The sequence below is a fragment of the Lelliottia sp. 7254-16 genome (assembly GCF_002922995.1).
Taxonomy (GTDB): Bacteria; Pseudomonadota; Gammaproteobacteria; order Enterobacterales; family Enterobacteriaceae; genus Enterobacter; species Enterobacter jeotgali.
The window spans coordinates 1-13,342 of the sequence record NZ_PQVS01000026.1 but is presented as its reverse complement, the minus strand read 5'-3'; the positions used below and the strand labels follow the sequence as shown (position 1 = coordinate 13,342).

Genomic DNA, 13,342 nt, shown 5'->3' with positions numbered 1-13,342 from the left:
ACCGGTTTCAGAAAAAGCAGATTTCTTTGTGATGCCTCACACACAATCGTGGTAAAGCGGTTGTTGAAGCGCCCTGCAAGGGATAATTATCAAGAAACACATGTACATCGAGGCTGACTATGAAGAACATCGTTTTATGCTGTGCGGCGGGTATGTCCACCAGCATGCTGGTTCAACGCATGAAAGACGCCGCAGATAAAAAAGGCGTCGAAGTAACCATTAAAGCCGTTCCGGTTGCTGAATTTAAAGACAATATTGCTGCCGCCGACATCGTATTACTGGGGCCACAGGTTAAATACGAACTGGCAAAACTTCAGGCTCAGGCCGAACCACTGGGCAAAAAAGTCGCGGTGATCGACATGATGGATTACGGCATGATGAAAGGCGATGTCGTTCTCGAAAAAGCCCTCAAACTGCTGGAGTAAGACATGGAAGATTTAGAAACGACCATCATGGAGTTGCTGGTAAATGCGGGCGCAGCGCGCAGTGCTGCACTGACTGCGCTACAACTGGCTCGCAAAGGCGATTTTGACGGCGCCGAGAAAGCCATGGAAGAGTCGCGTGACTATGTGAAACACGCGCACACCATCCAGACACAGCTTATTGGTCTTGATGAAGGCACTGGTAAACTTCCGGTGAATCTGATTACCGTCCATTCACAGGACCACCTGATGAACGCGATGGTTATTCAGGATCTGGCGGGCGATATGATCGAACTTTATCGTCGATTACCGCTGCTGAACTGATCTTCGCTCTGCCCCGTTTTTCAGGCATAAAAAAACCCGCTTCGAAAAGCGGGTTTTTTATTAGCTCAACGCACGATTAATCGTTGTCAGAGCCGCCCAGACCTGCGTTCAGCAGTTCTGCCAGGCTTGCAGAAGCATCTTCCGCAGTCACCTGAGGTGCAGCTGGCAGTTCGCCCGCAGCACGACGACGCATACGATCCTGGTGGTAAGCATAACCGGTACCAGCCGGGATCAGACGACCCACGATGACGTTCTCTTTCAGACCGCGCAGTTCATCACGTTTGCCCGCAACAGCAGCTTCAGTCAGGACACGCGTGGTCTCCTGGAAGGATGCAGCGGAGATGAAGGACTCGGTTGCCAGAGACGCTTTGGTGATACCCAGCAGATCGCGGGAATACAGCACGCCCACTTTGCCATTCGCTTCCAGATCGCGGTTAGCAATCTTGACGCGAGAGTATTCAACCTGCTCGCCTTCCAGGAAGTCCGAGCTGCCAGCGCTATCGATGGTTGCTTTACGCAGCATCTGACGAACGATAACTTCGATGTGTTTATCGTTAATCTTAACGCCTTGCAGACGGTAAACGTCCTGTACTTCGTTGGTGATATAACGCGTTACCGCGTGAACACCACGAAGACGCAGAATGTCGTGCGGCGCTTCTGGACCATCGGAAACCACGTCACCACGTTCTACACGTTCGCCTTCGAACACGTTGAGCTGACGCCATTTAGGAATCATCTCTTCGTACGGCTCGCTGCCATCCAGTGGAGTAATCACCAGACGACGTTTACCTTTGGTTTCTTTACCGAAGGAAATGATGCCGGTGATTTCTGCAAGGATCGCAGGCTCTTTCGGACGACGTGCTTCGAACAGGTCAGCAACGCGTGGCAGACCACCGGTGATGTCCTTGGTACCGCTGGATTCCTGAGGAATACGCGCCAGAGCGTCACCCGCACTGATCTGGATGCCATCTTCCAACTGAACGATCGCTTTACCTGGCAGGAAGTACTGAGCAGGCATATCGGTACCTGGGATCAGAACATCATTGCCGTTGGCATCAACGATTTTCAGTGCCGGACGCAGATCTTTACCACCCGCGGTACGTTCTGCAGAATCCAGAACCACGAGGGAGGAGAGACCAGTCAGTTCGTCGGTCTGACGAGTAATCGTCTGGCCATCGACCATATCCGTGAAGCGAATGAAACCTGCCACTTCGGTGATAACCGGCATGGTGTGTGGGTCCCAGTTTGCTACGGTTTCGCCGCCAGCAACCTGTTCGCCATCGCCTTTCGCCATCACAGCACCGTAAGGCACTTTGTAGCTTTCTTTGGTACGACCGAATTCGTCGATCAGCTTCAGCTCGGTGTTACGAGAGGTCACAACCAGCTTGCCAGCGGAGTTAACAACCGACTTGGCGTTAGACAGCTTGATGCTACCCTTGTTTTTCACCTGAATGCTGGATTCAGCAGCCGCACGAGATGCCGCACCACCGATGTGGAACGTACGCATCGTCAGCTGTGTACCCGGCTCACCGATTGACTGTGCCGCGATAACGCCGATTGCTTCGCCTTTGTTGATGATGTGGCCACGCGCCAGGTCACGACCATAGCAGTGCGCACAAACACCAAAGTCGGTGTCACAAGATACGACGGAGCGCACCTTCACGGAGTCAACAGAGTTCTCTTCCAGCATGTCACACCACTGCTCGTGCAGCAGAGTGTTGCGTGGAACCAGAATGTCTGCGGTACCTGGCTTCAGAATGTCTTCAGCAGTCACACGACCCAGAACGCGATCGCGCAGTGGCTCTTTAACATCACCACCCTCGATAACCGGGGTCATGGTGATACCTTCGAGAGTGCCACAATCGTCTTCAGTCACAACCAGATCCTGCGCAACGTCAACCAGACGACGCGTCAGATAACCGGAGTTTGCTGTTTTCAGTGCGGTATCTGCCAGACCTTTACGAGCACCGTGCGTGGAGATGAAGTACTGGAGTACGTTCAGACCTTCACGGAAGTTCGCAGTGATTGGCGTCTCGATGATGGAACCATCTGGTTTCGCCATCAGACCACGCATACCTGCCAGCTGACGAATCTGTGCTGCGGAACCACGCGCACCGGAGTCGGCCATCATGTAGATGCTGTTGAAGGAAACCTGCTGCTCTTCTTTACCTTCACGGTTAATGACGGTTTCAGTTTGCAGGTTATCCATCATCGCTTTGGAAACGCGATCGTTCGCCGCAGCCCAAATATCGATAACTTTGTTGTAGCGTTCGCCCGCGGTAACCAGACCAGACTGGAACTGCTCCTGGATTTCGGCTACTTCAGCTTCAGCTTCACTGATGATCTCGTATTTCTTCTGTGGGATCACCATGTCATCGATACCAACAGATGCACCTGAACGCGCTGCATAAGCAAAGCCGGTGTACATCGTCTGGTCAGCGAAGATAACGGTCGGTTTCAGACCCAAAATACGGTAACAAGTGTTCAGCATTTTGGAGATAGCTTTCTTACCCAGCGCCTGGTTGACGATGGAGTAAGGCAGACCTTTCGGCACGATCATCCACAGAATCGCACGACCTACGGTAGTGTCGATAATGCTGGTTTTCGCAACGAATTCGCCGTTAGCATCTTTTTCGTATTCAGTGATACGCACTTTAACGCGCGCATGCAGAGAGGCCAGGCCAGCGCGATAAATACGCTCAGCTTCTTTAGGGCCAGTCAGCACCATGCCTTCGCCTTTGGCGTTAACACAGTCACGGGTCATGTAGTACAGACCCAATACAACGTCCTGAGAAGGAACGATGATTGGCTCGCCGTTCGCAGGTGACAGGATGTTGTTAGTAGACATCATCAGCGCACGCGCTTCGAGCTGGGCTTCCAGCGTCAGCGGTACGTGAACAGCCATCTGGTCACCATCGAAGTCGGCGTTGTATGCCGCACAAACCAGCGGGTGCAGCTGGATTGCTTTACCTTCGATCAGAACCGGTTCAAACGCCTGGATACCCAAACGGTGCAGGGTTGGTGCACGGTTCAGCAGTACCGGGTGTTCGCGAATCACTTCGTCCAGGATATCCCAAACGACTGCTTCTTCGCGCTCAACCATTTTCTTAGCGGCTTTGATGGTGGTGGCCAGGCCACGCAGTTCCAGCTTGCCATAGATGAACGGTTTAAACAGTTCCAGTGCCATTTTCTTCGGCAGACCGCACTGATGCAGACGCAGGTATGGACCTACGGTGATAACAGAACGACCGGAGTAGTCAACACGCTTACCGAGCAGGTTCTGACGGAAACGACCCTGTTTACCTTTGATCATATCGGCCAAAGATTTCAGAGGACGTTTGTTAGAACCGGTGATCGCACGACCGCGACGACCGTTATCCAGCAGGGCATCAACCGCTTCCTGCAGCATACGTTTTTCGTTACGTACGATGATGTCAGGCGCAGCCAGATCCAACAGTCGTTTCAGACGGTTGTTACGGTTGATCACGCGACGATACAGATCGTTCAGATCGGACGTTGCGAAACGACCACCATCCAGCGGAACCAGCGGACGCAGATCTGGCGGCAGAACCGGCAGAACGGTCAGGATCATCCACTCTGGTTTGTTACCAGACTGAACGAACGCTTCCAGCAGTTTGATACGCTTGGTCAGCTTTTTACGCTTGGTTTCGGAGTTGGTTTCGTTCAGCTCTTCACGCAGCTGCTCGCACTCTTGCTCCAGATCCATGCTTTTCAGCAGGGCCTGAATAGCTTCCGCACCCATTTTCGCGTCGAATTCGTCACCGAACTCTTCCAGCGCGTCCAGATACTGTTCTTCGGTCAGAATCTGGTTACGTTCCAGATTCGTCATCCCGCCTTCGATAACCACATAAGATTCGAAGTACAGAACACGTTCGATATCGCGCAGCGGCATATCCAGCAGCAGGCCGATACGGGACGGCAGAGATTTCAGGAACCAGATGTGAGCAGTTGGAGACGCCAGCTCGATGTGGCCCATGCGCTCACGGCGCACTTTGGTCTGGGTCACTTCAACGCCGCACTTCTCACAGATCACACCACGGTGTTTCAGGCGCTTGTACTTACCGCACAGGCACTCGTAATCTTTTACTGGCCCGAAAATACGCGCACAGAAAAGGCCGTCACGCTCAGGTTTGAACGTACGGTAGTTGATGGTTTCCGGCTTCTTAACTTCACCGAAAGACCATGAACGGATCATGTCTGGCGATGCCAGAGCAATTTTGATCGCATCAAACTCTTCGGTTTTAGTTTGCGCTTTCAGAAACTTTAATAAGTCTTTCACGGATTTGCTCCCGTCGGAGTTAGCACAATCTGGTGCCGGGTTATTAATCCGGCACCAGTGACCTGTTTGAGCGAGAGTTACTCGTCTTCCAGCTCGATGTTGATACCCAGGGAACGGATCTCTTTCAACAGTACGTTGAAGGATTCCGGCATACCCGGTTCCATCTGATGGTTGCCATCGACGATGTTTTTATACATCTTCGTACGGCCGTTCACGTCATCAGACTTAACGGTAAGCATTTCCTGCAGGGTGTATGCTGCGCCATATGCTTCAAGCGCCCACACTTCCATCTCACCGAAGCGCTGACCACCGAACTGTGCCTTACCACCCAGCGGCTGCTGAGTAACCAGGCTGTAAGAACCGGTAGAACGCGCATGCATCTTGTCATCAACCAAGTGGTTCAGTTTCAGCATGTACATATAGCCAACGGTAACCTGGCGCTCGAATTGCTCACCGGTACGTCCGTCGAACAGAGTGATCTGACCGGAAGTCGGCAGGCCACCCAGCTGTAACAGTTCTTTGATTTCAGACTCTTTCGCACCATCGAATACCGGTGTTGCGATCGGCATACCTTTTTTCAGGTTCTCAGCCAGACGCAGAACTTCGTCATCGCTGAAGGTGTTCAGGTCAACTTTCTGGCGAACATCAGTACCCAGATCGTACGCACGCTGGATGAATTCGCGCAGTTTGGCGACTTCTTCCTGCTGCTTCAGCATGGCGTTGATTTTCTCGCCGATACCTTTCGCAGCCATACCCAGGTGAGTTTCGAGGATCTGACCGATGTTCATACGAGACGGTACGCCCAGTGGGTTCAACACGATATCTACCGGCGTGCCGTTAGCATCGTGAGGCATATCCTCGATCGGGTTGATCTTGGAGATAACACCTTTGTTACCGTGACGACCTGCCATTTTATCACCAGGCTGGATCTGACGTTTAACAGCCAGATACACCTTAACAATCTTCAGCACGCCTGGTGCCAGATCGTCGCCCTGAGTGATTTTGCGGCGTTTCGCTTCGAGTTTTTTCTCGAACTCGTGTTTCAGTTCGTCGTACTGCTCAGCCAGTTGTTCCAGCTGATTTTGTTTCTCTTCGTCGGTCAGGCCGAGTTCCAGCCAGCGATCGCGCGGCAGTTTGTCGAGCTTCTCAGCTTCAACACCACCGGAGACCAGCGCCGCATAGATACGACTAAACAGGCCAGCTTCGAGGATTTGCAATTCTTCAGACAGGTCTTTCTTCGCCTGCTTCAGCTGCATCTCTTCGATTTCCAGCGCACGTTTGTCTTTTTCTACGCCATCGCGAGTAAAGACCTGAACGTCGATAACTGTACCGGAAACACCGTTTGGTACGCGCAGAGAAGAGTCTTTAACGTCAGACGCTTTCTCACCGAAGATCGCACGCAGCAGTTTCTCTTCTGGCGTCAGCTGGGTTTCACCTTTCGGCGTTACCTTACCAACCAGAATGTCACCACCGGTCACTTCTGCACCAATGTAAACGATACCGGATTCATCCAGCTTGGAGAGCGCAGCTTCACCCACGTTCGGGATGTCAGCGGTGATCTCTTCTGGCCCCAGCTTGGTGTCACGGGACACACATGCCAGTTCCTGAATGTGAATCGTGGTGAAACGATCTTCCTGAACCACACGCTCGGAGACGAGGATGGAGTCTTCGAAGTTGTAACCGTTCCACGGCATGAACGCTACGCGCATGTTCTGACCGAGTGCCAGTTCACCGAGATCGGTAGACGGACCATCTGCCAGCACGTCGCCGCGCTCAACCGGCTCACCCAAGGACACACATGGCATCTGGTTGATGCAGGTGTTCTGGTTAGAACGGGTGTACTTCGTCAGGTTATAGATGTCGATACCTGCTTCGCCCGGGTACATCTCGTCTTCGTTAACTTTGATAACGATACGGGAAGCATCAACGTACTGAACAGTACCGCCACGTTTAGCAACTGCGGTTACACCGGAGTCAACGGCAACAGCACGTTCCATACCGGTACCAACCAGCGGCTTATCAGCGCGCAGAGTCGGAACCGCCTGACGTTGCATGTTCGCACCCATCAATGCACGGTTGGCGTCATCGTGTTCCAGGAATGGAATCAGGGACGCACCAACAGAAACGATCTGCTGAGTGGAAACGTCCATGTAGTCCACTTGATCATTGCTGAACAAGCTGGATTCGCCTTTGCTACGGCAGGTAACCAGATCGTCTACGAAACGACCTTCTTCGTCCAGGTTGGTGTTCGCCTGAGCGATGACGTAGTTACCTTCTTCGATAGCAGACAGGTAATGAATTTCGTCGGTTACAACACCGTCAGTCACTTTACGGTACGGAGTCTCGAGGAAGCCGTATTCGTTAGTCTGTGCGTACACGGACAGGGAGTTGATCAGACCGATGTTTGGACCTTCAGGCGTTTCGATTGGACATACGCGACCGTAGTGAGTCGGGTGTACGTCTCGAACTTCAAAGCCTGCACGTTCACGGGTCAGACCGCCTGGGCCGAGTGCAGAGATACGACGTTTGTGCGTAATCTCAGACAGTGGGTTGTTCTGGTCCATAAACTGAGACAGCTGGCTGGAACCAAAGAACTCTTTCACTGCGGCAGAAATTGGCTTGGCGTTGATCATATCCTGAGGCATCAGGGTATCCAGATCGCCCAGAGACAGACGCTCTTTCACCGCACGCTCAACACGTACCAGGCCAACGCGGAATTGGTTTTCCGCCATTTCGCCTACGGAACGGATACGACGGTTGCCGAGGTGGTCGATATCATCCACTTCGCCTTTGCCGTTACGGATATCAATGAGCTTTTTCATCACTTCGATGATGTCTTCTTTGCTCAGGATACCGGAACCTTCGATCGCGTCACGCAGCAGAGAACGGTTGAACTTCATACGACCAACCGCGGACAGATCGTAGCGGTCTTCGGAGAAGAACAGGTTCTCAAACAGGCTTTCAGCCGCTTCACGAGTTGGTGGCTCACCAGGGCGCATCATGCGGTAGATTTCTACCAGTGCGCTCAGACGATCGGTCGTTGGGTCGACGCGTACAGTCTCAGAGATGTACGGACCGTGATCCAGATCGTTGGTGAACAGCGTTTCGATGCGCTTGTGGCCAGACTGGCTCAGCTTAGCCAGCAGATCCAGGCTCAGCTCCATGTTAGCCGGGCAGATCAGCTCGCCAGTAGAGGCATCAACGTAATCTTTAGCAGCAACTTTACCCGCAATGTATTCAACCGGAACTTCGATGTGTTTGATTTCATCTTTTTCCAGCTGGCGGATATGGCGCGCAGTGATACGGCGACCTTTTTCCACATACACTTTGCCGTCGGATTCGATGTCGAACGACGCGGTTTCGCCACGCAGACGTTCCGGCAGCAGCTCCATTTGCAGCTTGTTGTCGCGGATCTCAAAGATCACTTTCTCAAAGAACAGATCAAGAATCTGCTCAGTGGTGTATTGCAACGCACGCAGAATGATGGTCGCTGGCAGCTTACGACGACGGTCGATACGGACAAACAGGTTGTCTTTAGGATCGAACTCGAAGTCCAGCCATGAACCACGGTAAGGAATGATACGCGCGTTATACAGTACTTTACCGGAAGAGTGTGTTTTACCTTTATCGCTGTCGAAGAAGACGCCCGGGCTACGATGCAGCTGGGAAACGATAACACGCTCTGTGCCGTTGATAACAAAAGTACCGTTGTCCGTCATGAGTGGAATTTCACCCATGTAGACTTCTTGTTCTTTAATGTCTTTAACGGTGCCTTCTGGCGCTTCGCGCTCATAGACAACCAGACGCAGTTTAACGCGCAGCGGTGCGGAATAGGTCACACCACGGATCTGACATTCCTGAACGTCAAATACCGGTTCGCCAAGGCGGTAGCTGACATACTGCAGCTCAGAATTACCGCTATAGCTTTTGATTGGGAATACGGAACGGAAGGCTGCTTCCAGACCATACTGCCCTTCAGGATCTTGCTCGATAAACTTCTGGAACGAGTCAAGCTGGATAGAAAGGAGATAAGGTATATCCAAAACTTGTGGACGTTTACCAAAATCCTTACGAATACGTTTTTTCTCGGTATAGGAGTAAACCATTAGGGTTCCTCAGCTCGCTGACAAGTCGACCCATCTGCCCGACGAAGGGACAGTTTGTGCAACACCGTTTTGTTGATCGGAAAATTGAATACTTTCCGCAATACCTGTTGCTATCACGCTTAAACCATTTCGTTGCGATTTACACAGAGCGAGCACCCTGTCGCAGTATATTAAGGCGTCGATAGAAACAAGCATTGTCAGGACAGCCAGCAGTCAAACAGTGTGAAATGCTACTGGCGCCTTACAGCGCAAAAAGGCTGGTGACTAAAAAGTCACCAGCCATCAGCCTAATTTCTCAGGCTGCAACCGGAAAGGTTGGCTTATTTAACTTCAACTTCAGCGCCAGCTTCTTCCAGAGATTTTTTCAGTGCTTCTGCGTCATCTTTGCTCACGCCTTCTTTCAGAGCGGCTGGAGCAGATTCTACCAGGTCTTTAGCTTCTTTCAGACCCAGGCCAGTTGCGCTACGTACTGCTTTGATTACAGCAACTTTGTTAGCGCCAGCAGCTTTCAGAATTACGTCGAATTCAGTTTTTTCTTCAGCAGCTTCAGCCGGGCCAGCAGCTACAGCTACAGCAGCAGCAGCGGAAACACCGAATTTTTCTTCCATTGCAGAAATCAGTTCTACAACGTCCATTACGGACATAGCTGCAACTGCTTCAATGATTTGATCTTTAGTGATAGACATTTAAATTGTTCCTGAAAATCAGAATAAGTTTATACGTAAGCGAATGCTTGATAAAGAAAACGGCTATTAAGCAGCTTCTTTTGCATCGCGAACAGCAGCCAGAGTGCGAACCAGTTTGCCAGCCGAAGCTTCTTTCATGGTTGCCATCAGGCGTGCAATTGCTTCTTCGTAGGTCGGCAGTGTAGCCAGGCGATCGATTTGCGATGCCGGGATCAACTCACCTTCAAAGGCTGCGGCTTTGACCTCAAATTTTGCATTCGCTTTCGCGAAATCTTTGAACAGACGAGCAGCTGCGCCCGGGTGTTCCATAGAATATGCAATCAGGGTCGGACCAACGAACGCGTCTTTCAGGCACTCGAACTGAGTACCTTCAACAACACGGCGCAGCAGGGTGTTACGAACAACACGCATGTATACGCCGGCTTCGCGACCTGCTTTACGCAGTTCAGTCATTTTGTCTACAGTAACGCCACGGGAATCCGCAACTACTGCAGACAGCGCGCCTTTGGCTACTTCGCTGACTTCAGCAACAATCGCTTGTTTGTCTTGAAGATTTAAAGCCATTAGCTTTGCTCCTGGATGTTTGCCGGGACTCATGTCCCGGAACTCACTTCACTCTTCCCAACGGGTAGAGCGTCTTAATACGGTGAGCAGAAACAAGCCAGAGTATCAGAAATAATCTTAGCGTTCTGTCACCGTCTACGCAGGGCATTAAGCCTCTTTCGAGACACCTGCGGTCTTCGACGGAGGCCTGGAATAGGCCAGGCTCCAACGAACAAATCTTTTACCTGCTAACTTTTGTTAGCAAACGTGGGGGGTAAGATTGTAGACAAATCCACCGCCCACGTAAAGGTATTAGTTTGTAGCAGCGTTCAGGCCAGCCTGATCAACTGCAACACCCGCACCCATAGTGGTGGACAGGCTAATTTTCTTGATGTACACGCCTTTCGCCTGAGTTGGTTTTGCTTTTTTCAGCGCAACCAGCAGAGATTCCAGGTTTTCTTTCAATTTGTCAGCGTCAAAGTCCACTTTACCGATGGTAGTGTGGATGATGCCGTTTTTGTCGTTACGATAACGAACCTGACCCGCTTTAGCGTTCTTAACCGCTTCAGCAACGTTAGGCGTTACAGTACCAACTTTAGGGTTTGGCATCAGGCCACGTGGACCCAGAACCTGGCCCAGCTGGCCAACAACGCGCATTGCATCCGGGGAAGCAATAACAACGTCAAAGTTCATTTCGCCTTTTTTGATCTGATCAGCCAGATCTTCCATACCTACCAGTTCAGCGCCAGCAGCTTTAGCAGCTTCAGCGTTTGCACCCTGAGCAAATACAGCTACGCGTACGGAACGGCCAGTACCGTGTGGCAGTACAGTTGCGCCACGAACGTTCTGATCAGATTTACGAGCATCGATACCGAGGTTTACAGCAACGTCAACGCTTTCAACGAACTTAGCGGTAGCCAGTTCTTTCAGCAGAGCGATAGCTTCAACGATGTCGTATTGTTTGGTCGCATCAACTTTGTCACGAATTACGGACATGCGCTTGGTCAGTTTAGCCATTTCTTAATCCTCCACTACCAGGCCCATGGAACGTGCAGTACCTTCAATGGAGCGAGTCATCGCTTCAATGTCGGAACCAGTCATGTCGGCAGCTTTGGTCTGCGCGATTTCCTGCAGCTGAGCGCGGGAAACTTTACCCACTTTATCTTTGTTCGGCTTACCGGAACCAGACTTGATACCAGCCGCTTTTTTCAGCAGAACTGCTGCCGGCGGGGTCTTGGTAACGAAAGTGAATGAACGGTCAGCGTATACGGTAATAACAACCGGAATTGGCAAACCTTTTTCCAGGGATTCAGTTTTTGCGTTGAACGCTTTACAGAATTCCATGATGTTAACACCTTGCTGACCCAGAGCTGGACCAACTGGTGGACTTGGGTTTGCCATACCAGCTGCAACCTGCAGCTTGACGTAGGCTTGTACTTTCTTAGCCATTCTTAAATCCTCTGATTGGGTTATAGCGCCTCAAGGAGGCTCCCCGTGATAAATATCGTTTTATGGGCTGTACCCATAAAAACAAAAGGCGCGAAATTGTATTCCAATCTCGCGCCCTGTGCAACGATTAAATCGCCGCTTTTTTGATCGGCTGCTTAGGCTTTTTCTACCTGGGCAAAGTCCAGTTCTACCGGGGTCGCACGACCGAAGATAGAAACAGAAACTTTCAGGCGGGACTTCTCGTAGTCCACTTCTTCAACCACGCCGTTAAAGTCAGCAAACGGACCGTCGCTAACACGAACCATTTCACCCGGTTCAAACAGCGTTTTCGGACGCGGCTTATCACCAACCTGCTGCAGGCGGTTCATAATCGCATCGACTTCTTTGTCGCTGATAGGTGCCGGACGATCGGATGTGCCGCCGATAAAGCCCATTACGCGCGGGACGCTGCGCACCAGGTGCCAGCTTGCATCGTTCATCACCATCTGAACCAGCACGTAACCAGGGAAGAATTTGCGCTCGCTTTTGCGACGCTGGCCACCACGGATCTCGACCACTTCTTCGGTCGGCACCATGACTTCACCAAACAACTCTTCCATATTGTGTAATTTGATATGCTCACGCAGCGAAGTAGCTACGCGGCCTTCAAAACCGGAGAACGCCTGAACGACGTACCAGCGCTTTTTAGGGGCTTCAGACATCTTAGAACCTCAGGCCAGTGATAAAGGAAACCAGGCGAACCAGAATACCATCCAGTCCCCACAGGATCAGTGACATTACAGCAGTCACCGCTGCAACAATCAGCGTAGTGTGCAATGTTTCCTGGCGAGTCGGCCAAATGACCTTGCGAACTTCGGTTCGCGCTTCGCGGGCAAAAGCAACGGTCGCTTTACCTTTTGTCGTCAACAGCGCGACACCACCCGCTGCAGCAATAAGAATTACTACGGCCAGCGCACGCAACGGCAGCATCATGTCACGATAAAGGTAGTTACCAACAATCGCCACAATCAGCAACACGGCAACAACTACCCACTTCATCGCTTCCAGGCCGCGACCGCTCCCTTGAGCTTCGGTATTCGCACTCATAAACCAACCTGTCAGAAGTATTCTACAAATAATTTAACCCCGCATTAGCGAGGCAATCCAACCCGAAAAAACAAATCGTTTCCCGGACTAAACGCCCTCTACAGAGCCTGTCTCAGCAATGATTATGACAAAAAAAATCACTGATGAGCCAGGTTCTGGTTCGAAAGCGTGCAAAAAGGGCATCAAATGATGCCCTTTTATTGCGCATTGCGTCAAATGTTATCAGCGATTAAGCGATAACTTTAGCAACAACGCCCGCGCCTACAGTACGGCCGCCTTCACGGATTGCGAAACGCAGGCCGTCGTCCATCGCGATTGGGTGGATCAGGGTAACAACCATTTTGATGTTGTCGCCCGGCATTACCATCTCTACGCCTTCTGGCAGTTCGATGGTGCCAGTCACGTCAGTTGTACGGAAGTAGAACT

General features: G+C 51.4%; 10 protein-coding genes and 1 pseudogene. 2 read left to right on the top strand and 9 right to left on the bottom strand.

What is annotated here, in order from left to right; translation table 11 throughout:
- Positions 1-119: 119 nt before the first annotated feature.
- Positions 120-425: a PTS sugar transporter subunit IIB gene (locus C3708_RS22805; RefSeq protein ID WP_103950377.1), complete on the top strand. Its 306-nt coding sequence runs from the start codon at positions 120-122 to the stop codon at positions 423-425.
- Between the two features lie 3 nt (positions 426-428).
- On the top strand, positions 429-746 hold the full coding sequence (locus C3708_RS22800; protein ID WP_095280283.1) for a PTS lactose/cellobiose transporter subunit IIA: 318 nt from the start codon (positions 429-431) through the stop codon (positions 744-746).
- A gap of 76 nt (positions 747-822) precedes the next feature.
- Here C3708_RS22800 and rpoC read toward each other — a convergent pair whose 3' ends face one another.
- From rpoC to tuf, 9 genes and pseudogenes are all read right to left on the bottom strand, one after another.
- Positions 823-5,046, bottom strand: coding sequence for a DNA-directed RNA polymerase subunit beta' (gene rpoC / locus C3708_RS22795; protein ID WP_095280282.1), 4,224 nt, complete (start codon positions 5,044-5,046; stop codon positions 823-825).
- A 77-nt stretch (positions 5,047-5,123) separates the two neighbouring features.
- The gene (gene rpoB, locus C3708_RS22790; RefSeq protein WP_103948305.1) at positions 5,124-9,152 is read right to left on the bottom strand and encodes a DNA-directed RNA polymerase subunit beta; all 4,029 of its coding nucleotides are present in this window, start codon (positions 9,150-9,152) and stop codon (positions 5,124-5,126) included.
- A 320-nt stretch (positions 9,153-9,472) separates the two neighbouring features.
- Positions 9,473-9,838, bottom strand: a complete 366-nt coding sequence (rplL, locus tag C3708_RS22785; RefSeq protein WP_095280280.1) for a 50S ribosomal protein L7/L12 — start codon at positions 9,836-9,838, stop codon at positions 9,473-9,475.
- Positions 9,839-9,904: 66 nt separating this feature from the next.
- Complete coding sequence (gene rplJ, locus C3708_RS22780) at positions 9,905-10,402, bottom strand: 50S ribosomal protein L10 (RefSeq protein ID WP_007704673.1); 498 nt, start codon at positions 10,400-10,402, stop codon at positions 9,905-9,907.
- A 291-nt stretch (positions 10,403-10,693) separates the two neighbouring features.
- Positions 10,694-11,398, bottom strand: coding sequence for a 50S ribosomal protein L1 (gene rplA / locus C3708_RS22770; protein ID WP_095280279.1), 705 nt, complete (start codon positions 11,396-11,398; stop codon positions 10,694-10,696).
- A 3-nt stretch (positions 11,399-11,401) separates the two neighbouring features.
- The gene (gene rplK, locus C3708_RS22765) at positions 11,402-11,830 is read right to left on the bottom strand and encodes a 50S ribosomal protein L11 (RefSeq protein WP_008460147.1); all 429 of its coding nucleotides are present in this window, start codon (positions 11,828-11,830) and stop codon (positions 11,402-11,404) included.
- A 155-nt stretch (positions 11,831-11,985) separates the two neighbouring features.
- Entirely contained in the window at positions 11,986-12,531 is a 546-nt protein-coding gene (gene nusG / locus C3708_RS22760) for a transcription termination/antitermination protein NusG (RefSeq protein ID WP_002438628.1), read from the bottom strand.
- Position 12,532: 1 nt separating this feature from the next.
- Positions 12,533-12,916: a preprotein translocase subunit SecE gene (gene secE, locus C3708_RS22755; RefSeq protein ID WP_003862342.1), complete on the bottom strand. Its 384-nt coding sequence runs from the start codon at positions 12,914-12,916 to the stop codon at positions 12,533-12,535.
- 229 nt (positions 12,917-13,145) lie between these two features.
- Positions 13,146-13,342, bottom strand: a pseudogene (gene tuf / locus C3708_RS22750) (elongation factor Tu); the annotation flags it as partial.